The 20,858-nt window shown below is 70.7% G+C and carries 20 protein-coding genes; 12 read left to right on the forward strand and 8 right to left on the reverse strand.

The features are described from left to right. The coding region (locus ACIRD7_RS34410) for a biotin carboxylase N-terminal domain-containing protein (protein ID WP_403459722.1) at positions 1–249 on the reverse strand (249 nt) is incomplete at its 3' end. A gap of 348 nt (positions 250–597) precedes the next feature. Between ACIRD7_RS34410 and ACIRD7_RS34415 the strand changes: the two genes are divergently transcribed. Beyond that, positions 598–1,128 (forward strand): hypothetical protein, encoded by a 531-nt coding sequence (locus tag ACIRD7_RS34415; protein ID WP_403459723.1) that lies wholly within the window; start codon positions 598–600, stop codon positions 1,126–1,128. On the opposite strand, the gene ACIRD7_RS34420 is transcribed toward ACIRD7_RS34415, so the two are convergent. Both ACIRD7_RS34420 and mmpB read right to left on the reverse strand, forming a co-directional pair. Next, entirely contained in the window at positions 1,097–1,717 is a 621-nt protein-coding gene (locus tag ACIRD7_RS34420; protein WP_403459724.1) for a Maf family protein, read from the reverse strand. The genes ACIRD7_RS34415 and ACIRD7_RS34420 overlap by 32 nt on opposite strands. A 31-nt stretch (positions 1,718–1,748) precedes the next feature. Then, entirely contained in the window at positions 1,749–1,877 is a 129-nt protein-coding gene (gene mmpB, locus ACIRD7_RS34425) for a morphogenic membrane protein MmpB (protein ID WP_403459726.1), read from the reverse strand. A gap of 120 nt (positions 1,878–1,997) precedes the next feature. On the opposite strand from mmpB, the gene ACIRD7_RS34430 reads away from it, so the two are divergent. Beyond that, positions 1,998–3,128: an SGNH/GDSL hydrolase family protein gene (locus tag ACIRD7_RS34430; RefSeq protein ID WP_403459727.1), complete on the forward strand. Its 1,131-nt coding sequence runs from the start codon at positions 1,998–2,000 to the stop codon at positions 3,126–3,128. Here ACIRD7_RS34430 and ACIRD7_RS34435 read toward each other — a convergent pair. Beyond that, entirely contained in the window at positions 3,125–3,334 is a 210-nt protein-coding gene (locus tag ACIRD7_RS34435; RefSeq protein WP_403459728.1) for an acyl-CoA carboxylase epsilon subunit, read from the reverse strand. The two genes, ACIRD7_RS34430 and ACIRD7_RS34435, sit on opposite strands and share 4 nt — an antisense overlap. Positions 3,335–3,351: 17 nt before the next feature. Beyond that, positions 3,352–4,947, reverse strand: a complete 1,596-nt coding sequence (locus ACIRD7_RS34440; RefSeq protein WP_403459729.1) for an acyl-CoA carboxylase subunit beta — start codon at positions 4,945–4,947, stop codon at positions 3,352–3,354. A gap of 111 nt (positions 4,948–5,058) precedes the next feature. On the opposite strand from ACIRD7_RS34440, the gene ACIRD7_RS34445 reads away from it, so the two are divergent. Together ACIRD7_RS34445 and ACIRD7_RS34450 are read left to right on the forward strand one after the other, a co-directional pair. Continuing rightward, positions 5,059–5,919 (forward strand): biotin--[acetyl-CoA-carboxylase] ligase, encoded by an 861-nt coding sequence (locus ACIRD7_RS34445; protein WP_403459731.1) that lies wholly within the window; start codon positions 5,059–5,061, stop codon positions 5,917–5,919. A 142-nt stretch (positions 5,920–6,061) separates the two neighbouring features. Then, entirely contained in the window at positions 6,062–7,192 is a 1,131-nt protein-coding gene (locus tag ACIRD7_RS34450) for an adenylate/guanylate cyclase domain-containing protein (protein ID WP_403459732.1), read from the forward strand. 64 nt (positions 7,193–7,256) lie between these two features. Here ACIRD7_RS34450 and ACIRD7_RS34455 read toward each other — a convergent pair whose 3' ends face one another. Beyond that, complete coding sequence (locus ACIRD7_RS34455; RefSeq protein WP_403459733.1) at positions 7,257–7,895, reverse strand: hypothetical protein; 639 nt, start codon at positions 7,893–7,895, stop codon at positions 7,257–7,259. Between the two features lie 215 nt (positions 7,896–8,110). On the opposite strand from ACIRD7_RS34455, the gene ACIRD7_RS34460 reads away from it, so the two are divergent. The 3 genes from ACIRD7_RS34460 (at position 8,111) to hutH (ending at position 11,786) form a co-directional block, all read left to right on the forward strand. Next, on the forward strand, positions 8,111–8,929 hold the full coding sequence (locus ACIRD7_RS34460; protein ID WP_403459734.1) for an enoyl-CoA hydratase/isomerase family protein: 819 nt from the start codon (positions 8,111–8,113) through the stop codon (positions 8,927–8,929). An 87-nt stretch (positions 8,930–9,016) separates the two neighbouring features. Continuing rightward, the gene (locus ACIRD7_RS34465) at positions 9,017–10,162 is read left to right on the forward strand and encodes a diguanylate cyclase domain-containing protein (protein ID WP_403459735.1); all 1,146 of its coding nucleotides are present in this window, start codon (positions 9,017–9,019) and stop codon (positions 10,160–10,162) included. A gap of 85 nt (positions 10,163–10,247) precedes the next feature. Next, complete coding sequence (gene hutH / locus ACIRD7_RS34470) at positions 10,248–11,786, forward strand: histidine ammonia-lyase (protein WP_403459935.1); 1,539 nt, start codon at positions 10,248–10,250, stop codon at positions 11,784–11,786. A gap of 55 nt (positions 11,787–11,841) precedes the next feature. Here the strand turns inward: hutH and ACIRD7_RS34475 are convergent, their stop codons facing one another. Then, complete coding sequence (locus ACIRD7_RS34475) at positions 11,842–12,603, reverse strand: hypothetical protein (RefSeq protein ID WP_403459736.1); 762 nt, start codon at positions 12,601–12,603, stop codon at positions 11,842–11,844. A 42-nt stretch (positions 12,604–12,645) separates the two neighbouring features. Further along, complete coding sequence (locus tag ACIRD7_RS34480; protein ID WP_403459737.1) at positions 12,646–12,984, reverse strand: hypothetical protein; 339 nt, start codon at positions 12,982–12,984, stop codon at positions 12,646–12,648. A 109-nt stretch (positions 12,985–13,093) separates the two neighbouring features. Here ACIRD7_RS34480 and ACIRD7_RS34485 point away from each other — a divergent pair, with 109 nt between their 5' ends. The 5 genes from ACIRD7_RS34485 to ACIRD7_RS34505 all read left to right on the forward strand — a co-directional run bounded on the left by ACIRD7_RS34485 (position 13,094) and on the right by ACIRD7_RS34505 (position 20,836). Then, positions 13,094–13,447: a hypothetical protein gene (locus tag ACIRD7_RS34485; protein ID WP_403459738.1), complete on the forward strand. Its 354-nt coding sequence runs from the start codon at positions 13,094–13,096 to the stop codon at positions 13,445–13,447. Between the two features lie 219 nt (positions 13,448–13,666). After that, entirely contained in the window at positions 13,667–14,908 is a 1,242-nt protein-coding gene (locus ACIRD7_RS34490) for an Ig-like domain-containing protein (RefSeq protein WP_403459739.1), read from the forward strand. A 134-nt stretch (positions 14,909–15,042) separates the two neighbouring features. Continuing rightward, a complete protein-coding gene (locus ACIRD7_RS34495) occupies positions 15,043–16,500 on the forward strand; it encodes an ABC transporter permease (protein WP_403459740.1) in 1,458 nt (485 codons plus the stop codon). A gap of 142 nt (positions 16,501–16,642) precedes the next feature. Beyond that, positions 16,643–17,326 (forward strand): ABC transporter ATP-binding protein, encoded by a 684-nt coding sequence (locus ACIRD7_RS34500; protein ID WP_403459741.1) that lies wholly within the window; start codon positions 16,643–16,645, stop codon positions 17,324–17,326. Positions 17,327–17,596: 270 nt separating this feature from the next. After that, complete coding sequence (locus ACIRD7_RS34505) at positions 17,597–20,836, forward strand: S8 family peptidase (protein WP_403459936.1); 3,240 nt, start codon at positions 17,597–17,599, stop codon at positions 20,834–20,836. Positions 20,837–20,858 lie beyond the last annotated feature (22 nt).

Genomic DNA, 20,858 nt, shown 5'->3' on the forward strand with positions numbered 1-20,858 from the left:
AAAGCCGTAGCCGGGGTGGATCGCGTCCGCGCCGGACTCGCGGGCCGCCTTCAGTACCTTGTCGATGTCCAGGTAGCTGGTGGCCGGGGTGTCACCGCCCAGGGCGAACGCCTCATCCGCGGCGCGGACATGCAATGCGTCCCGGTCCGGGTCCGCGTAGACGGCCACGCTCGCGATCCCGGCGTCCCGGCAGGCCCGGGCCACGCGGACAGCGATTTCGCCACGGTTGGCGATGAGCACCTTGCGCACGATTGAGGCTCCCTCCTTGAAACAAGCCGAGTTTAGGGACTGCCGACACGACACTTCGACCCGTCCCCAGTGGTGAGCTTGCCCACACGGAGCGTGATTCCAGGCTCGCCCAACCTGCGAAATCCCTTGTCGCGCCACGGTACGCAGGTCTCTCCCGGAAAACCCTAGCTCTCCCCTGTGGTCAAGGTCTCTGTCATCACGTGCTGCGGGCCACTCGGTTTCTTTGTGGAATCCCTACGAATGGCCCAATGCATCTTTGCCCTCTCCCGAACCCTTGTCCCGGGGTTTACCCGTTAGTAGCGTTCGCGATGTCTCGAACGTACTTGGGGTAACGCCTGTTGTGCTCGCATGGAGTGCGACGGCGCTCGAAGGCTCGGAAGTGGGTGGGGACCGGTGGTGCGCAGGCCGGTGGCGTGGATCGTTGCGGTCGTGCTCTTCGTCGAGGCGGTCGGCATAGCCGGGCTGAACTGGCTCCTGGGGAACGTCGTCGACAGCCAGGACATGTCCCTTGCGGGGCTGGACCCTGACGTGATGTCGATGTCCTCGAAGATCGGCGGACTGGTCTTCGGCGCCTACTTCGCGCTGTGCGGCCTGGTCGCCCTGCTCGTCGGCGTGCGCGACCGCGCCCCGGCCGGCCTCGGCCGCGTCCTGCTGATCAGCGCGGCCGTGGTGCACGGGCTGCTGGGCGCGTTCACCTGGGGGCTGGTGGGCTGGACGGCGTTCGTGTTCATGATGGTCGTCCTCGCCCTGATCGTGCTGCTGCTCATGACCTACGACGGTCAGGCCGCGCCCGAGGAGCCCGCCGACGCCGCTCCCGACGGGGGCAAGGACGACGGCGGCGCCCCGCTCACGCCTCCGCCGGCGCCCACAACTCCGTGATCCCGATGCCCAGTTGCCCCAGCAGCCGCCGCACCAGCGGCAGGCTGATGCCGATCACGTTGCCGTGGTCGCCGTCGATGCCGTCGATGAACGGGGCCGAGCGGCCGTCGAGGGTGAACGCCCCGGCGACGTAGAGGGGTTCGCCGGAGGCGACGTACGCGGCGATCTCCTCGTCGGTCGGCTCGCCGAAGCGGACGACCGTGGAGGCGGTGGCCGACGTGTACCGGCCGGTGACCGTGTCGTAGACGCAGTGGCCGGTCTGCAGGGTGCCGGCCCGGCCGCGCATCGACTTCCAGCGGGCCGTGGCCTCCTCGGCGTCGGCCGGCTTGCCCAGTGCCTGGCCGTCCAGGTCGAGCACCGAGTCGCAGCCGATTACGATCGCGCCCTTGACCTCGGGCCGCGCCGCCACGACGGAGGCCTTCGCCTCCGCGAGGGCCAGCGCCAGCTCGGCGGGGGTGGGCGCGCTGACGGCGTCCTCGTCGACGCCGCTCACGATGACCTCGGGGGCCAGCCCCGCCTGGCGGAGCAGATTGAGGCGGGCGGGGGACTGGGAGGCGAGGACGAGCCGGCGGCGGGGCTGATCAGTCATGCCGTCAGCGTATCGGCGCTCCCGGCCGGACTCACCTCAGTCCGAGCACGATCATCGTCAGCACCATGGCCATCGCCATGAGAACGCCCAGCCGCCGCAACATCTCCTGCATGTCACGCAGTTCCTTGGGCGGCTCGTTCTCGGGGTCGGACCACAGCATGCCTTCCATCGTCGGTCGGGGATCCGGTGCGGCGCCTGAGTACGCGTACTCAACTTCTCTGCAAATGGTGCTACGGTTCCATTAGCTAATGGGATTCTGGTTCTGTTTGGGGGATGTCCGATGTTCACCACTTCCTGGACCGCGTCACCTCAGTCGCCGAGTGAGGGGTTCACGCCCAACTGGTCCCGGGCGGGCTTCTGGCGCCAGTCACTGCGGCAGGTCGTACGGCTGTCGGCGGGGGGTGGCCGGGTGCGGGTGCGGCTCTCCCACGCGTACGGCACCTCACCGGTGCGTGTCGCGGGCGCGAGCATGGGGCTGTCGGCCGGCGGGGCCGGGGTGCGGCCGGGCTCGCTCGTCCGGCTCACCTTCGCGGGTGCCGGCGAGGCCGCGATACCCGCGCGCGGGGAGATCGTCAGCGATGACGTCCCGCTCGCCGTCGCCGCCGGGGACTCGGTGACCGTCACCCTGTACTTCGAGGCCGCCACCGGCCCCGCGACCTTCCACGCCCAGGCCTTCGCGCCCGGCTACCGGGGCGCTGGCGACCTGACGGAGGACGCCGGCGGCGCGGGCTTCGACGCCGTGAGCGAGTCCTGGTACTTCCTGTCGGCGGTGGAGACCGACGCCGGCCGCGCGGACGCCGTCGCGCTCTTCGGCGACTCGATCACGGACGGGTTCGGCTCGACGACGGGCGCGGACCGGCGCTGGTCGGACGCGCTCGCCGGGCGCACCGGGCGGCCCGTGCTCAACGCGGGGATCGGCGGGAACCTGCTGCTCAACGACTCCGCGTGGTACGGCGAGAAGGGCGTCCACCGCCTGCGCCGGGATGTCCTCGACCACCCTGGCGTGGACACCCTCGTCGTACTGCTCGGCCTCAACGACATCGGCTTCAGCGAGACGGACGAGCAGCCGACCTACCACCCGGCACCGGTGGTGGAGGCGGCGGAACTCATCGCCGGGCACCGGGAGTTGCTACGGCAGGCCCGGGCGGCCGGGGTGCGGGTGATCGGCGCGACCCTGCTGCCGTTCGCAGGCTCGGACCACTGGGGTGAGCACGCGGCCAAGGTCGGTCACGAGCTGAACGAGTGGATCCGCTGCTCGGGGGAGTACGACGCGGTGGCGGACCTGAACCGGGCGCTGGCCGATCCGGCGGATCCGGACCGGCTGCGGCCGGCGTACGACTTCGGCGACCACCTGCACCCCAATGACACGGGGTACGAGGTGATGGCCGAAGTCGTGGCGGCGACGCTCTAACCGGGCCAGTAGGTACGCGCCCACGTCGTCGGACCGGGCTGCGGCACCCGCTGGGCGGCGATGCGGGCCGGGTCGGACCAGGAGTCGCGGGGGGCCGGTGCGCCGGGCGGCAGGGCTGCCTCCGCCGCGGCGCGGGCACGGACCACCGCCAGTGCGGCGGCCAGTTCCTCCGGCGTCGGGTTGCCCCGTAGGACCTTGATGTTCATGACGGCTCCCAGCGGGCCTAGAGGGGGATGTTGCCGTGCTTCTTCGGAGGCAGGGATTCCCGCTTCGTGCTCAGCTGACGCAGGCCGCGCACGATGTGGCGGCGGGTCTCGGACGGCATGATCACCGCGTCGATGTACCCGCGCTCGGCCGCGACGTAGGGGTTGAGCAGGGCGTCCTCGTACTCCTGGATCAGCCGCGCGCGCACCGCCTCCAGGTCCTCACCGCTCGCCTCGGCCTCGGCGAGGGTGCGCCGGTGCAGGATGTTGACCGCGCCCTGGGCGCCCATGACGGCGATCTGGGCGGTCGGCCAGGCGAGATTGAGGTCGGCGCCGAGGTGCTTGGAGCCCATGACGTCGTAGGCACCGCCGAAGGCCTTGCGGGTGATGACCGTGATCAGCGGCACCGTCGCCTCGGCGTAGGCGTAGATCAGCTTGGCGCCGCGGCGGATGATGCCGGTGTGCTCCTGGTCGACGCCCGGCAGGAAGCCGGGGACGTCCACGAAGGTGATCACCGGGACGTTGAAGGCGTCGCAGGTGCGCACGAAGCGCGCGGCCTTCTCGCTCGCGTCGATGTCGAGGCAGCCGGCGAACTGCATCGGCTGGTTGGCGACGATCCCGACCGGGCGGCCCTCGACCCGGCCGAAGCCGGTGATGATGTTCGGCGCGAACAGCGGCTGCGTCTCGAAGAACTCGGCGTCGTCCAGCACGTGCTCGATCACACCGTGCATGTCGTACGGCTGGTTCGCGCTGTCCGGCACGATCGTGTCCAGCTCGCGGTCCTCGTCGGTCAGGTCGAGGTCCGCCTCCTCCGGGAACACCGGGGGCTCGGAGAGGTTGTTGGACGGCAGGTACGACAGCAGCTGCTTGACGTACTCGATGGCGTCCTTCTCGTCGCCGGCCATGTGGTGCGCCACGCCGGAGGTGGAGTTGTGGGTGCGGGCGCCGCCGAGCTCCTCGAAGCCGACGTCCTCGCCGGTGACCGTCTTGATGACGTCCGGGCCGGTGATGAACATGTGCGAGGTCTGGTCGACCATGACCGTGAAGTCGGTGATCGCCGGGGAGTAGACCGCGCCGCCCGCGCATGGGCCGACGACCAGGCTGATCTGCGGGATGACCCCGGAGGCATGGGTGTTGCGGCGGAAGATCTCGCCGTACGCGCCCAGCGAGGCCACGCCCTCCTGGATCCGGGCGCCGCCGGAGTCGTTGATGCCGATGACCGGGCAGCCGGTCTTCAGCGCGAAGTCCATCACCTTGACGATCTTCTGGCCGTAGACCTCGCCGAGGGCTCCGCCGAAGACCGTGAAGTCCTGGGAGAAGACGGCGACGGGCCGGCCGTCGACGGTGCCGTAACCGGTCACCACTCCATCGCCGTACGGGCGGTTCTTCTCGAGGCCGAAGTTCGTCGACCGGTGCCGGGCGAACTCGTCCAACTCGACGAAGGAGCCCTCGTCCAGGAGGAGCTCGATGCGCTCACGGGCCGTCAACTTGCCCTTGGCGTGCTGTTTTTCGACGGCGCGTGCGGAGCCGGCGTGCGTCGCTTCCTCGATTCGACGCTGGAGATCCGCGAGCTTGCCCGCGGTGGTGTGAATGTCGATCGCTTCCGGCTCGGACATCGGGATCGCGGCTCCCTGCCTGCTCAAAAGGGGGGACGGTTACTCATCCGTAGAGTAGTGGGGGCCCTGCGAATCAGCAGTGCGGCGTTTGCCACACCTAGGGTGGCTTGCATGACGCCGCGAGATGCATCAGACGACAGCCGCTGGTCCGACCTGGACCGTCCGCCGCTCAACGCCGCCGCGCTGCGGCGCGGGCTGCTGCGGGAGGGCGGGCTGTGGCGCGCCGTGGAGGTGGTGGCGCGCACCGGCTCCACCAACACCGACCTCGTGGACCTCGCCACCGCGGGCAAGGCCGGCGAGGGCACGGTCCTGGTCGCCGAGGAGCAGACGGCCGGCCGCGGACGGCTGGACCGGAACTGGACGGCACCGCCCCGCTCGGGGCTGTTCTTCTCCGTGCTGCTGAACCCGGCCGAGGTGCCGGCGGCCCGGTGGGGATGGCTGCCGCTGCTCACCGGGGTCGCCGTGGCGACGGGACTGTCCCGGGCCGCGGGCGTCGACACGGCACTCAAGTGGCCGAACGACCTGCTGGTCACCGTCGGCGGCGAGGAACGCAAGACCGGCGGCATCCTCGCCGAGCGCGCCGGGGACGCCGGGGTGGTCGTCGGTGTCGGCATCAACGTCAGCCTGCGGACGGAGGAGCTGCCCGTGCCCCAGGCCGGCTCGCTGGCGCTCGCCGGGGCGGTCAGCACGGACCGCGATCCGCTGCTGCGCGGGATGCTGCGATCCCTTGAGGACTGGTACGGGCGTTGGCGGGCCGCCGCGGGGGACCCGTTGGTCAGCGGGCTCCAGGAGACGTACGCGGCCGGGTGCGCGACGCTGGGCAGGAGAGTGCGGGCCGAGCTGCCGGGCGACCGGTCGATCACCGGCGAGGCGGTCGCGATCGACGGCGACGGGCGGCTGGTGCTGGCGACGGCCGACGGGGTGCAGGAGCCCGTGGGCGCGGGCGACATCGTGCACCTGCGGCCGGCGTGAAGCACCGCCCGGCCGGCGAGGAGTGTCCCCGGTGCGGGGCAGGGTGGCATCGGCTTTCTCTTACGGAGTGAGCTGGCGCACACCTGCCGTAAAGTGAAGGCCGGTCGATGACTGACCGTGGCAGATCGGAAGGGCAGCAGGCGTGACCGTCGACGATTCGGGCTCCGGCACGGGCGCGGACGGCCGGGTGGACCCCCACGCCGCCGACCCCGGCGAGGATCCGCTCGCCCTGCGCCTGGAACAGCTCATCCTCGGCGCCGAGCGGCGCTACACCCCGTTTCAGGCGGCCCGCAGCGCAGGCGTCTCCATGGAGCTGGCGTCCCGGTTCTGGCGGGCCATGGGCTTCGCCGACATCGGGCAGGCCAAGGCGCTGACCGAGGCGGACGTACTGGCACTGCGGCGTCTCGCCGGTCTCGTCGAGGCGGGGCTGCTCAGCGAGGCCATGGCCGTGCAGGTGGCCCGGTCCACCGGGCAGACCACCGCCCGGCTCGCCGAGTGGCAGATCGACTCCTTCCTGGAGGGCCTGACCGAGCCCCCGGAACCCGGCATGACGCGCACCGAGGTGACGTACCCGATCATCGAGCTGCTCCTGCCCGAGCTGGAGGAGTTCCTCGTCTACGTCTGGCGCCGGCAGCTCGCCGCCTCGGCCGGCCGGGTCATCCAGGCCGCCGACGACGAGGAGATGGTCGACCGGCGGCTCGCGGTGGGCTTCGCCGACCTGGTCGGCTTCACCCGGCTGACCCGCCGCATGGAGGAGGAGGAACTCGGCGAACTCGTCGAGGCCTTCGAGACCACGGCGGCCGACCTGGTGGCCGCGCGCGGCGGACGGCTGATCAAGACGCTCGGTGACGAGGTGCTGTACGCGGCCGACGACGCGGGCGTGGCCGCCGAGATCGCCCTGCGGCTCATCGAGACGATGGCGGGCGACGAGACGATGCCCGAGCTGCGCGTCGGCATCGCGTTCGGCACGGTGACCACCCGGATGGGCGATGTGTTCGGCACGACCGTGAACCTCGCCTCCAGGCTGACGTCCATAGCGCCGCGCGACGCCGTCCTCGTGGACAGCGCGTTCGCGGAGGAACTGATCCGAACGGGTGAAGCGCCGGCGTCCGAGGCCGAGGCGGCGGAGGCCGCGGCCGCGGCCGAGAAGGAGGGCGAGGAGCCGCCGGAGTACCGGTTCGCGCTGCAGCCGATGTGGCAGCGGCCGGTGCGAGGGCTGGGCGTCGTCGAGCCGTGGCTGTTGACGCGGAGGGCGGCCGCCGGGGGCGAGTGAGCGCCATGGGGGGCGGCGGTGGTACTTCGGCTGCCGGGCCGTTGTGGCTGGTCGCGGGCGTTTGTCAGTCTCCGTCGGTCAGGTGGTCCACACACAGGCCGATGACCGGGACGCAGACCGCATTCTCGTCGGGCTGATCCGGCTCGGGGACCGGAGGACTGGTCGTCTCGGTCTCGCCGGGCGTCGGTGCGGGGCGGGGTGGCCGTGAGGTTTCGGCCGGCGGGGTGGGGCTGGGGCTCGCGGGGAGTGACGGGGCGTCGGGCGTCGTGGGGCCGTGGGCGGGCGGCGGCGCGGTGGACGCCTTCGGTGTCGGTACGACGATCGTGCGCGTGGTCGGGGTCGCCCCCAGGCCGCCCATGGCGGAGGTCGCCGACGGATTCGGCTTCGAGGTGGTCGCGGCGACCGTGGCGGCTGCGTTGGTCGCGCTGTCCGTGCCCGTGTCCGTGCCCGGCGCCGGTGCGGGGTCGGCGTCCGGATTGCCGAGGCCGGTGACGTGGGAGTCGGGTGTCAGGCGTACGAGGCTCAGGGCGCCGGCGGCCAGGGCGAGGCCGCCGGCCGCCAGCAGGACCTTGCGGGGGCGGCGGCGCCGATGACGGCCGCGGGGGCTGAAGAAAGGGGTGGCGGGGGCGTACGCCGACTCGTCCGCCGCTTCCTCGTCCGTGACCGTCTCGCGTGCCGCGGCCCTGTCCGCCGTCACTCCCATCACGACCCCTCCCAACCGCTCGCGCCCCCGATGCGCCGTGGTGTCGCGCACGTTATGCGCTGTCGTGGGCGGTCGGTCGGGGGTTGCGCGGGATGTCACTCGAACGGGGTGTCGGGCCCGGACTCGGGAACCGGCCGTGGTGGGCCTTTTCCCGGCGGGGTCCGGCTGCGATGATCGGGGCGAGTGTTGTTAACCCGCGTTAACCGGAGGGTGTCATGAGCGAGGAGCGGTACGGGGAGTTCGTGCTGGTACGGCGGCACGGCGACGGGGGTGCCGCAGGTGCCGGGCATGTCGCCGAGCTGGTCCTCGACCGGCCCAAGGCCATGAACGCCGTCTCGAGCGAGATGGCCCGCTCGATCGCGGCGGCCTGTGCGGCGCTGGGTGCCGACAACGGCGTACGGGTGGTGGTGGTGACCTCGACGCATGAGCGGGCCTTCTGCGTCGGCGCGGATCTCAAGGAGCGCAACTCCTTCAGCGACGCGGAGCTGGTGCGGCAGCGGCCGGTGGCGCGCGGGGCCTACACCGGGGTGCTGGAGCTGCCGGTGCCGACGATCGCGGCCGTGCACGGCTTCGCGCTCGGCGGCGGCTTCGAGCTGGCGCTGGCGTGCGATGTGATCGTGGCCGACCGTACGGCCGTGGTGGGGCTGCCCGAGGTGTCCGTCGGGGTGATTCCGGGCGGTGGCGGTACGCAGTTGCTGCCCCGTCGGGTCGGGGCGGCCCGAGCGGCGGAACTGATCTTCACGGCCCGGCGGGTCGAGGCCGCGGAGGCCCGTGAGCTGGGGCTGGTGGACATGCTCGTGGAGGACGGGCGCGACCGGGAGGAGGCCCTGGCCCTGGGCGCGCGCATGGCGGCGAACTCGCCGGTGGGCCTGCGGGCCGCCAAGCGGGCGCTGCGCCTCGGGCACGGGCTGGATCTGCGGGCCGGCCTGGAGGTCGAGGACGCGGCGTGGCGGGCGGTGGCGTTCTCGGGGGACCGGGCGGAAGGGGTCGCGGCCTTCAACGAGAAGCGGCGGCCCGAGTGGCCGGGGGAGTGAGGGGACGCACGCGTCCGATGTCCCGGTGACCTCCCCGTTCGCCACGCCAACGTCCCAAAACGGCGCAAACCTCCCTAGCCTGGGGTAATGGGTGAGGACGGACGGCTCGCGGCCGTGGTGGGGCTGGCGCAGGGGATGGCGGCGGCGCACTCCCCGCGCGAGTCCTGGCGGGCGGCTGCGCTCGGGGCGTGCCGGGCGCTCGCCGGGAACTTCGCCGCGCTGTCGGTGTGGGAGCGGGAGCTCGGGCGGCTGCGGGTGCTCGTGAACGTGGGGGACCGCACCCAGGGGGAGGAGGAGTTCCCCGGTGACGAGGCGTATCCCGTGCACCAGTTCCCGGAGATCACCGAGTTCCTGCACGAGCGGTGGGTCGCCGGGGGTGAGCCCAACGCGTGGGTGGAGACCGCCGAGGGGCCGGCCGCCGGGCAGCCCGGGTACATCCATCAGCGGGTCGCCGCGCTGCGGCGCCGCGGGCGGGGGTGCTGTGTCGTCGCGCCGATCGTGCTGAACGGGCGGGCCTGGGGCGAGTTGTACGTCGCCCGGTCCGCCGGGGCGCCGGTCTTCGACCGGGGGGACGCCGACTTCGCCACCGTGCTGGCCTCCGTCGTGGCCGCCGGGCTCGCGCAGAGCGAGCGGCTGGAGGAGGCGCGGCGGCTGGCGTTCACGGACGCGCTGACCGGGCTCGCGAACCGGCGGGCCGTGGATGTGCGGCTGGAGGAGGCGATCGAGCGGCATCGGCGCGACGGTGTCGTGGTCAGCCTCGTCGTGTGCGACCTCAACGGGCTCAAGCGGGTCAACGACACACGGGGGCATGCCGTGGGGGACCAGTTGCTGGAGCGGTTCGGGTCGGTGCTTTCGCTGTGCGGGGCGGTGCTGCCGGGGGCGCTGTCGGCTCGGCTGGGCGGGGACGAGTTCTGTCTGCTGGCGGTGGGGTCGGCGGCGGACGACGTGGTGAAGGCGGCGGACGAACTGTGCCGTCGGGCCGGTGAGTTGGAGTTGGGGGAGGGGGTCGCCTGCGGGGTGGCGTCGACGGGGGACGAGATCGGGGAGGTGCGGTCGGCGCGTCGGCTGTTCCGGCTCGCCGACGCGGCGCAGTACCAGGCGAAGGCGTCGCGGGCCGATCGCCCCGTGGTGGCGGGGCGTGAGGGGCCGGACGATCCGGTGGTACGGCTCGCGGACGAGCCGTTCGGGGAGGGGGCGGGGGAGAGGCGCCGTTTCCGCGGGCGCCCGACGTGACCGCGGCCACGCGCGTGGTAAGGGGTGTACCCCTCACCCACTAGTGACATCTCCGTCTTCACTGCGTACGCTCCTGAATATGGATATGCACACTGTGGTGGTGGGGACGTCCGGGGTCACCGCGTCCGACGTCCTTGCCGTGGCGCGGGGCGGGGCCCGTGTCGAGTTGTCCGGTGCGGCGGTCACGGCGCTCGCCGCGGCCCGGGGGATCGTGGACGCGCTGGCCGCCAAGCCCGACCCCGTCTACGGCGTCTCCACGGGGTTCGGCGCCCTGGCGACCCGGCACATCAGCCAGGAGCTGCGGGCGCAGCTGCAGCGCAACATCGTCCGGTCGCACGCCGCCGGCATGGGGCCGCGGGTGGAGCGGGAGGTCGTACGGGCCCTTATGTTCCTGCGGCTGAAGACCGTCTGCTCGGGGCACACGGGCGTGCGGCCCGAGGTCGCGCAGACCATGGCCGACGTGCTCAACGCCGGTATTACGCCCGTCGTCCACGAGTACGGCTCCCTCGGCTGCTCCGGAGACCTCGCACCTCTCTCGCACTGCGCGCTGACGCTGATGGGAGAAGGGGACGCCGAGGGTCCGGACGGGGTCGTGCGGCCCGCCGGTGAGCTGCTCGCCGCGCACGGCATCGCGCCCGTCGAGCTGCGCGAGAAGGAGGGGCTCGCCCTCCTCAACGGCACCGACGGCATGCTCGGCATGCTCGTCATGGCCCTCGCCGACCTCGACACCCTCTACAAGTCCGCCGACGTCACGGCCGCCCTGAGCCTCGAAGCGCTCCTAGGGACCGACAAGGTCCTCGCCCCCGAGCTGCACGCCATCCGGCCGCACCCGGGACAGGGCGCCTCCGCCGCCAACATGCTGGCCGTGCTGCGGGGTTCGGGGCTGACCGGGCACCACCAGGACGACGCGCCCCGGGTGCAGGACGCGTACTCGGTGCGGTGTGCGCCGCAGGTCGCCGGCGCCGGGCGGGACACCATGGCGCACGCGCGGCTCGTCGCCGAGCGCGAACTGGCGTCCGCGGTCGACAATCCCGTCGTACTGCCCGACGGGCGCGTTGAGTCCAACGGCAACTTCCACGGGGCGCCCGTCGCCTACGTCCTCGACTTCCTCGCCATCGCCGTCGCGGACCTGGCGTCCATCGCCGAGCGGCGTACCGACCGGCTGCTCGACAAGAACCGCAGCCACGGGCTGCCGCCCTTCCTCGCCGACGACGCGGGTGTCGACTCGGGCCTGATGATCGCCCAGTACACGCAGGCCGCGCTGGTCAGCGAGCTGAAGCGGCTGGCCGTGCCCGCCTCCGCGGACTCGATCCCGTCGTCCGCCATGCAGGAGGACCACGTCTCCATGGGCTGGTCCGCCGCCCGCAAGCTGCGCACGGCCGTGGACAACCTCACGCGCGTCCTCGCGGTCGAGCTGTACGCCGCCACCCGCGCCATTGAGCTGCGCGAGGGGCTCGCCCCGGCCCCGGCCTCGCAGGCGGTCATCGACGCCGCGCGGGCCGCCGGCGTGCGCGGCGCGGGACCGGACCGGTTCCTGGCGCCCGACCTCGCCGCCGCCGACGCGTTCGTGCGCGGTGGGGAACTGGTCACGGCGGCCGAGAAGGTCACCGGCCCGCTGCGGTGACACGGCACGGGGCCCTGCCGTGACGGCAGGGCCCCGGTGCGCGGGCGAGGGCGGGCTACTTGAGCTTCGCCGCCTGCGCGTCGATCACGGCGGCCGGGACGGAGTACGCCTTGTCCGTCATCATCAGGCCGAGGTTCATCGTGTAGTACGTGGCGATGGTGCTGCCGTGCCGCACCACCTCGACGTGCGTCGTGCCGACGTCGCCGTCCTCCAGGTCGCTCTTCACGGTGAACGCCACCGACTCGTCACCGGTCCCGGACGCCTTCTCCGGCTTCACCTCGGTGGGCTTCTGGTCCTCGCCCTGCATGACGAAGGGGAAGCCCCCGGAGCAGTTCTTCACCGCGTCCGACACGGACTTGAAGGTCTCCTCGGCGCCCTCGCCGTCGTAGGAGGAGAGACCCACGACGGTCATGTCGAGGCTCATCGCACCGCTGAGCGAGTCCTGGATCTCCTCCGGGCTCATGTCCGCGAGCGACTTGGAGGGCTTGTCGGTGGGCTTCTTCTCCTGCTTGGCCATCACGGCGGTGCTCGAGACGGCCGAGTCGCCCGGCGGCAGGCCGCCCATTGCGTTGGCGAGCGGCCGGCACTTGTCGTCCGTGCTCTTGACCTGGTCCTTGGACGGCAGCTGCTTGCCGGACGCGTCCACCTCGTACCCGTCGACATCGCCCTGCGCGATGATCGCCTTCTTCAACTCCGCGGCGCTGAGCGCCTTCGCGTCCGAACCGCCGGAGTCCCCGCCGCAAGCCGTGACAAGGGCGAGCGTCAGCGCGCTCACAACAACCGTGGCGGCTGCACGCACGCCCGATGATCTCTTCATGGGCGGACTATGAAGCCGAGGTCAAAGGGGCGTCAAACGAATTTAAAATCCGAGGCGTTCGCGCCGGACCGAGTAGGCGATGAAGCCCGCGCCCAGAGTGAGGAACAGCGTCCCGCCGACGACGTACGGCGTGGTGTCGAAGCTTCCCGTGTCGGCGAGCCGGGTGTCCTGCGCGGTGGTGCCGTCCGTACTCTCGGAGGCGGCTCGTGCCTGCTGGGTGACCTGCGCCGACGGCGTCGCCGTGGGCCCGGTTCTCGCCGGCTCGTCGCCCGTCGCGTTCGCGGAGGGCACGAACCACAGGGCGCCCAGCAGGGCCCCCGCGGCGGTGGCGGTCAGCAGCGATCGGCGTGCGGTGGACGACGATCGGTGAGCGGCGGACACGGAATATCGATCCCCTTGTGGCGCTGGCGAATTGGCCGTGTGGGGCGATGTTAGTGAAAGTCGCGGGTCACGGGAAAGTCACGGGGGAAATGGGCCGTACGCTCCGGGCATGAGTACACCAGAAACCTCACGTTTTGTACGGCTTCGCGTGGAACTCGTCCTCGAAGTGGACGACGCGGACGCCGTGACCCGGGCCGCGCTGCGGCGCATCGCCGACGACACCACGGTGCCGGTCGACGAACGGGCTCATGCCGAGAGCGCTGTGACGGAAGACACTGCGGAAGCCCTCGCCTATCTCGTCGATCCGTTCGACCTGGTCAGCGAGGTACCGGGGGTCGAGCTCGCCCAGGCCTCCTGGTCCAGCGAGCGCGTCGAGTACGACCCGGATTCGCCGGACTGGGACCTCGACGAGGATGATGGCGACGAGGACTTCGACGGCGAAGGGGTCGCGAGGGTCGGCTGAGGCGCCTTGGGGAAATCGTGACCCCGGGCGGCAACCGCCGCCCGGGGTTTCGTCGTCTCATGGGGAGCACTGACCGACATCCGCACCACCCGCCACGGCGAACGTGGTGTGCCCCACATGAGCAGGGGATGGGGAACGGGACGAACCGGTCGTAGCGTTGAAGATTCTTACGGGGACTCTCGGGCGTTTTGGGATTCGGGAAGTATGGAGAAGCGTGTGATGACGAACAGTAGGCGGCGCAAGGGCCTGACGGTCGCGTCCGCACTGCTCGGCGGTGTCCTGGTGCTCTCGGCCTGCTCCAGCGGCGGTGACGCCTCCGCGAGCGACGACGGCACCTCGCAGTCCAAGGTCGACGAGGCGGCAGCCAAGAAGACCTCCGAGGCGCAGATCAAGATCACGCCGGAGGACGGCACCGACAACGCCTCCATCAACAGCTCCGCCGTCACCGTGAGCAAGGGTTCGCTCACCGAGGTGACGATGACGACCGCCGACGGCGCGGCCGTCGAGGGCGAGATATCCGCCGACAAGACCAGCTGGAAGCCCAGCGCCCAGCTGGAGCGCTCCACGACCTACAAGGTCGCGGTCACGGCGAAGGACTCCAAGGGCCTGGAGGCCCACGAGAACGCCTCCTTCACCACCGTCTCCCCGAGCAACAGCTTCCTCGGCTACTTCACGCCGGAGGACGGCTCCACGGTCGGCGTGGGCATGCCGGTCTCGATCAACTTCGACAAGTCGATCAGCAACAAGGCGGACGTCCAGAAGGGCGTCACCGTCACCTCGACCAGCGGCCAGGAAGTCGCCTGCCACTGGTTCAACGACACCCGCATGGACTGCCGGCCCGACGAGTACTGGCAGGAGGGCTCGACCGTCACCCTGAAGCTGGCCCTGGACGGCGTCGAGGGCGCCAAGGGCGTCTACGGCGTCCAGGAGAAGACGGTCACCTTCAAGATCGGCCGCAACCAGGTCTCCTACGTCGACGCGAAGACCAAGCAGATGAAGGTCACGCAGGACGGCAAGACCATCAAGACCATCCCGATCTCGGCCGGGTCCCCGGAGAACAAGACCTACCAGGGCGTCATGGTGATGTCGGAGAAGTTCAAGGAGACGCGCATGAACGGCGCGACCGTGGGCTTCACCGACGACGACGGCAAGGGCGAGTACGACATCAAGGACGTGCCGCACGCCATCCGCCTGTCCAGCTCCGGCACCTTCATCCACGGCAACTACTGGGGTGCCAAGTCCATCTTCGGCAGCGTGAACACCAGCCACGGCTGCGTGGGCCTGTCCGACACCAAGGGTGCCAACGACAAGGGCACCGCGGGCTACTGGTTCTTCAACAACTCCATCGTCGGTGACGTGGTGGTCGTCGAGAACACCGGCGACAAGACGATCGCGCCGGACAACGGCCTCAACGGCTGGAACATGGACTGGGCGCAGTGGAAGGCCGGTTCGGCCGTCTGACAGCTCCAGCACAGCCAAGCCGATGCCGCCCCCAGGGGCGGCATCGGTGTTTTCCGGGTTCCCTGCCCGCCTTCTCATCCTCCTCTTATTGCGGCCTTATCCCTTCATCACGCGCCCTCCCTAGCTTGCGGCGCATGTTCTTCACCTACCTGAGGCGCGAGCTGCGCCGCCGCAGAAAGGCGGCCCTCGTCGTCGCCTCCGGACTCGCGCTGGGCATCGCGCTGGTCATCGTGGTCAACTCCGTGTCCTCCGGCATGAGCCAGGCCCAGGACAAGGTCCTGCAGTCCCTCTACGGCCTGGGCACGGACATGACCGTCACCAAGGCCGCCGAGCCGGCGGCGAGCTCCTCGGAGCGCCCGCGCTTCCAGTTCGACGCGCGCGAGGACGGCTCCGACGAGGAGCAGTCCACCGACCGCGTCATGGTCCAGGGCTTCCAGACGCTGTCGGCCTCGACCGTCACCAAGGTCGGCTCGCAGAGCGGCGTCTCCGACGCCGTCGGCGGACTGAGCCTGCAGGTCATCAAGGTCAGCGGGCAGTTCACGCGCGGCCAGTTCCAGCAGGACCCGAGCGGCGGCGGTCAGCAGGGCGGCCCCGGGGGCGGCGGCACCGGTCAGCCGCAGGGCGAAGTGCGCGGCGGCGGTGCCGACTTCGACGTCAACAACTACTCCGTCTACGGTACCGACGTCACCAAGCCGGCCCTCGGCCCGCTGACGTCGTCGAAGATCACCAGCGGCCGTACGTTCAAGACGACGGAGACGAACGCCAAGGTCGTCGTCGCCGACACCTCCTACGCCAAGGAGAAGAAGCTCAAGACCGGCTCGACGGTCACCGTCAAGGGCACCAAGTTCAAGGTGATCGGCATCGCCACGCCCGACAGCGGGGACGCTGCGGCCAACCTCTACATCCCGCTGAAGCGGGCGCAGACCCTCGCCGACGCGAAGGACAAGGTCACCACGATCTACGTCAAGGCGACCGACTCCCAACGGATCGACTCCGTCAAGTCGACCATCCAGAAGAACATCTCGGGTACGACGGTGACGACCTCGGCGGACCTCGCGGACACGGTGTCCGGTTCCCTGTCGACGGCGTCGTCCCTCGCCACCAGTGTCGGCAAGTGGCTGTCGATCGCCGTGCTCGTGGCGGCGTTCCTGGTCGCCGGCCTGCTCACCTCCTCGGCCGTCTCCCGCCGGGTGCGGGAGTTCGGCACGCTCAAGGCGCTGGGCTGGAAGTCGGGGCGGGTGACCCGGCAGGTGGTCGGCGAGGCGGTCGTCAACGGGCTGCTCGGCGGGGCGCTGGGCATCGCGCTCGGTCTCGCGGGCGCGTACGTCGTGACCGCGATCAGCCCGACGCTGGAGGCGCAGTTGGGCGGCGGCACCGGTGGCGGCCCGGGTGGCGGTGGCCTCGGGGGCGGCGGGCCCATGCGGCAGACGGCGAGCTCGACGCTGGACGTCGCGCTGACGGCGCCGGTGAGCCTGACGACCGTCGCGCTCGCGGTGGGCCTGGCGATCGCCGGCGGCCTGATCGCCGGGGCGTTCGGCGGCTGGCGGGCGTCGAGGCTGCGGCCGGCGGACGCGCTCAGGCGCGTCGAGTAGCTGGGCGAGCGCACGCACCCAGCGGCGTGTCAGCTGGGCGAGCCGCAACGCCCTCAGGGGCGCGGGGAACTGCGCGACCAGCCCCCACCCGCCCGCAGCCGGAGAACAACCTGCACCACCCCGAACCCAGGAGCCACCCACCATGTACGAACTCAGAAACGTCACCAAGCGCTACACCCGGGGCAAGGACACCGTCCACGCCCTCGACGGCGTCGACCTCACCATCGCCGACGGCGACCGTCTCGTCATCCAGGGCCCCACCGGCGGCGGCAAGTCCACCCTCCTGCAGATGCTCGGCGGTCTGGACCGGCCGACCGACGGTGAAGTCGTCCTGGACGGCACCGACTTGGCCAAGCTCTCCGAGACCCGGCTCACCAAGGTCCGCAGCGAGAACATCGGCTTCGTCTTCCAGGCCTTCAACCTCATCCCCACCCTCACCGCCCAGGAGAACGTCGAGACCGCGCTCGTACCCCTCGGCGTGAAGGCGAACGCGCGGCGCGAGCGGGCCGCCGAGGCGCTGAACTCCGTGGGACTGGGGGAGCGGCTCGGGCACCTGCCCTCCGAGATGTCCGGAGGACAGCAGCAGCGTGTCGCCATCGCCCGAGCCCTCGTCAAGGAACCGAAGGTGCTGCTCGCCGACGAACCCACGGGCAACCTCGACGAGTCGATGCGCGACGAGATCATGGACGTACTCGAACGCATGTGGAAGGAACTCGGGTTGACCTTCATCATGGTCACCCACGATTCGGCGATCGCGAAGAAGGCTCCGAGACTGGCGACCATTCGCAAGGGCCGCATCACTGTCAAGGAGAACACCGGGGCGTAACCCGGCGACTGCGTAACAGAGTTCGCGCCGTCGCGTAACACTCGGCGGACGCGCTTCTCATCTCCCTCTCATCTATTGAGGCGTCTGATCGTCCCTCGGCATACTTCGTTGTCCGGGGGGCGAATGACGCGCATGCGTACGGGACTTCCCCCGGCCGGGTGAACTGGAAATCACCCGGAACTTCAGCAAGGGGGAAACTTGCGCAGACAAGTCAACAGAGTAGGCGCGGCCTCTGTCGCCACGGCGGCCGCCGTCGCCCTCGCCGCGGGCATGACCAGCCCGGCGTCGGCAGAACCGGAGCAGCGCCCGGCCGGCGCCGCTCCATCGTTCACGTCCCCCCACCGCATCACCCTGATCACGGGTGACCGGGTCTCCGTCGACTCCAAGGGCCGCGTGGTCGGCCTGGAGCGGGCGAAGGGGCGCGAGCACATACCCGTACAGATACGCAAGGCCCGCGGCCACACCCTCGTGATCCCGGCCGACGCGGCCCGGCTGGTCGCCGGCGGCAAGCTCGACCAGCGGCTCTTCGACGTCACCGAGCTGAACAAGTCCGCGACCCGCACCTCCCAGGCCAAGGGCCCGAAGGTCATCGTCGGCTACCAGGGCGCCGCCGCCGGCGCCAAGGCGGACGTCCGGGACGCGGGCAAGCTGCGCCGCACCCTGAAGTCCCTGAACGCGGACGCGGTGCAGATCTCGCACCAGGACACACCCGACCTGTGGGCCGCCCTCACCAACGGGGACCGGGCGGCCTCCGGCATCGCGCACGTCTGGCTCGACGGCGTCCGCAAGGCCAGCCTCGACAAGTCCGTGGCCCAGATCGGCGCCCCCAAGGCGTGGTCGGCCGGCTACGACGGCAAGGGCGTCAAGATCGCCGTCCTGGACACCGGCGTCGACGCCACCCACCCGGACCTCAAGGACCAGGTGGTCGCGGCGAAGAACTTCAGCCCGGCCGCCGACGCCACCGACAAGGTCGGCCACGGCACGCACGTCGCGTCCATCGCGGCGGGCACCGGAGCCAAGTCCGGCGGCAAGTACAAGGGAGTCGCGCCCGGCGCCGACATCCTCAACGGCAAGGTCCTCGACGACCAGGGCTTCGGCGACGACTCCAGCATCGTGGCCGGCATGGAGTGGGCGGCCGAGCAGGGTGCCGAGGTCGTCAACCTCAGCCTCGGCGGCCCGGACACGCCCGAGATCGACCCGATGGAGGCGGCGGTCAACAAGCTGTCCGCCGAGAAGGGCGTTCTCTTCGCGATCGCGGCGGGCAACTCCGGCCCGGAGTCGGTCGGTTCGCCGGGCAGCGCGGAGGCCGCGCTCACCGTCGGCGCCGTCGACGACAGGGACGCGCTCGCGTCCTGGTCCAGCACCGGACCGCGGGTCGGCGACGGCGGCATCAAGCCGGACGTGACCGCGCCGGGCGTGGCCATCACGGCCGCCTCCGCCAAGGGCAGCCTCATCGAGCAGGAGGTCGGCGAGAACCCGGCCGGCTACCTGACCATCGAGGGCACCTCCATGGCGACCCCGCATGTCGCGGGCGCCGCGGCGATCCTCAAGCAGCAGCACCCGGACTGGAAGTACACCGAGCTCAAGGGCGCCCTGACCGGGTCCACGAAGGGCGGCAAGTACACGCCGTTCCAGCAGGGTTCGGGCCGGATCCAGGTCGACAAGGCCATCAAGCAGACCGTGATCGCCGACCCGGTGTCGGTGAGCTTCGGCACCCAGCAGTGGCCGCACACCGACGACAAGCCGGTCACCAAGGAGCTGACGTACCGCAACCTCGGTACCAAGGACGTCGAGCTCACGCTCTCCGCGACGGCCACCGACCCCAAGGGCCGGCCGGCGCCCGCGGGCTTCTTCAAGCTCGGCGCGACGAAGGTGACGGTCCCGGCGGGCGGCAAGGCCTCCGTGGCCTTCACCGTCAACACCAAGCTGGGCGGCACCCTCGACGGCGCCTACTCCGCGTACGTCACGGCGACGGGCGGCGGGCAGACCGTGCGCACCGGCGCCGCCGTGCAGCGCGAGGTGGAGTCCTACGAGGTCACCGTCAAGCACATCGGCCGGGACGGCCAGCCGGCCCCCGAGTACAACACCGCCTTCTTCGGCTACTCGGGTCTGGCGACGGACCGGGGCTTCCAGGTACCGGTCGTGGAGTCCGGCACCACCAAGATGCGGCTGCCCAAGGGCTCGTATCTGATGGACGCCTGGGTCGCCAAGGACTGGGTGAACCTGGAGGGCGGCCTGGACTGGGTGGTCCAGCCCAAGCTGAGCCTCACCAAGAACACCACCGTGACGGTCGACGCGCGGACGGCCAAGTCGGCCGACATCACCGTGCCGGACGCTCAGGCCAAGCCGGTCGCCGCCGCCAGCAACTACTTCTACGACGCGGCGGGCATCGGCCTCGGTGTCGGCCTGGACACCTTCGCCAACCTGCGCATGGCGCACGTCGGCCCGGAGGTCCCGAACGGTCTGAGCCAGACCTGGAACGGCCAGTGGACCAAGGGCGCGGGCGCCGAGTACGACGTGGCCACCACTGCCAAGGTCAAGAAGATCCAGGGCAACAAGGTCCGTCACTTCAAGGCGTCCGAGCTCGCCAAGGTGACCAACCACCTCGGTGCCTCGTCCGCCGACAAGACCGGCGGGCTGCTGCCCCTGGGCCTCTTCCCCGAGGACGTCGTGATCGGCATGCCGGTCGAGCAGAAGCTGCCGGGCTCGCGGACGCTGTACCTGTCGACGTCCGACAAGATCCAGTGGACGTTCGACTTCGAGCAGTACGGCGGCAAGGACGCGGACGGCTTCCCGATCCCGGACGCGTACTACACGCTGGGTGCGCCGCAGACCTTCAAGGCGGGACAGAGCTACTCGAAGACCTACAACACCGCGGTCTTCGGCCCGCACATCAACAAGGACTTCGGCCTGTTCCGTTCCGGCAATGACATCTACGGTCTGCTGCCGCTGTTCGCCGACGGCAGCAAGCACGCCGGCTCGTCCGACTTCACGGCGGTGACCACGAGCCTCTACCGCAACGGCACCAAGATCGCCACGAACGACGACCCGCTGTTCGGCGACAAGATGTTCCGGGTGCCGGCCGCGGACGCCGAGTACAAGCTGACGACCTCGGTCAAGCGCAGCGTCAAGGTCGCGGCCGCCTCCACGCGGATCGACGCGAGCTGGACGTTCCGCTCCAAGAAGTCCACCGCCGAGGAGGTCACGCTGCCGGCCTCCACGGTCCGCTTCAACGCGAAGACGGGCCTGGACAGCAGGGTCGAGGCCGACAAGAAGGTGACGTTCCCGGTCAGCGTCGTGGGCGCGGCCGCGGGCGCCAACCTCAGGTCGCTGCACGTGTACGCGTCCTACGACTACGGTCAGACCTGGACGAAGCTCGAGGTCAAGGACGGAAAGATCACCGTGAAGAACCCGGCGAAGGGCAAGGGCATCTCCTTCCACGCCAAGGTCGCCGACAAGAAGGGCAACAAGTCGACGATCTCGATCTACAACGCGTACTACGGCAAGTAGCAGGAGTTGAGCGAAGCCCCGC

Source organism: Streptomyces sp. NPDC093568, assembly GCF_044764945.1.
GTDB lineage: Bacteria > Actinomycetota > Actinomycetes > Streptomycetales > Streptomycetaceae > Streptomyces.

Coding starts and splice junctions, on each gene's coding strand:
- ACIRD7_RS34415 (WP_403459723.1), top strand. CDS start 598: ATGGAGTGCGACGGCGCTCGAAGGCTCGGAAGTGGGTGGGGACCGGTG.
- ACIRD7_RS34420 (WP_403459724.1), bottom strand. CDS start 1,717: ATGACTGATCAGCCCCGCCGCCGGCTCGTCCTCGCCTCCCAGTCCCCC.
- mmpB (WP_403459726.1), bottom strand. CDS start 1,877: ATGCTGTGGTCCGACCCCGAGAACGAGCCGCCCAAGGAACTGCGTGAC.
- ACIRD7_RS34430 (WP_403459727.1), top strand. CDS start 1,998: ATGTTCACCACTTCCTGGACCGCGTCACCTCAGTCGCCGAGTGAGGGG.
- ACIRD7_RS34435 (WP_403459728.1), bottom strand. CDS start 3,334: ATGAACATCAAGGTCCTACGGGGCAACCCGACGCCGGAGGAACTGGCC.
- ACIRD7_RS34440 (WP_403459729.1), bottom strand. CDS start 4,947: ATGTCCGAGCCGGAAGCGATCGACATTCACACCACCGCGGGCAAGCTC.
- ACIRD7_RS34445 (WP_403459731.1), top strand. CDS start 5,059: ATGACGCCGCGAGATGCATCAGACGACAGCCGCTGGTCCGACCTGGAC.
- ACIRD7_RS34455 (WP_403459733.1), bottom strand. CDS start 7,895: ATGGGAGTGACGGCGGACAGGGCCGCGGCACGCGAGACGGTCACGGAC.
- ACIRD7_RS34460 (WP_403459734.1), top strand. CDS start 8,111: ATGAGCGAGGAGCGGTACGGGGAGTTCGTGCTGGTACGGCGGCACGGC.
- ACIRD7_RS34465 (WP_403459735.1), top strand. CDS start 9,017: ATGGGTGAGGACGGACGGCTCGCGGCCGTGGTGGGGCTGGCGCAGGGG.
- hutH (WP_403459935.1), top strand. CDS start 10,248: ATGCACACTGTGGTGGTGGGGACGTCCGGGGTCACCGCGTCCGACGTC.
- ACIRD7_RS34475 (WP_403459736.1), bottom strand. CDS start 12,603: ATGAAGAGATCATCGGGCGTGCGTGCAGCCGCCACGGTTGTTGTGAGC.
- ACIRD7_RS34485 (WP_403459738.1), top strand. CDS start 13,094: ATGAGTACACCAGAAACCTCACGTTTTGTACGGCTTCGCGTGGAACTC.
- ACIRD7_RS34490 (WP_403459739.1), top strand. CDS start 13,667: ATGACGAACAGTAGGCGGCGCAAGGGCCTGACGGTCGCGTCCGCACTG.
- ACIRD7_RS34495 (WP_403459740.1), top strand. CDS start 15,043: ATGTTCTTCACCTACCTGAGGCGCGAGCTGCGCCGCCGCAGAAAGGCG.
- ACIRD7_RS34500 (WP_403459741.1), top strand. CDS start 16,643: ATGTACGAACTCAGAAACGTCACCAAGCGCTACACCCGGGGCAAGGAC.
- ACIRD7_RS34505 (WP_403459936.1), top strand. CDS start 17,597: ATGACCAGCCCGGCGTCGGCAGAACCGGAGCAGCGCCCGGCCGGCGCC.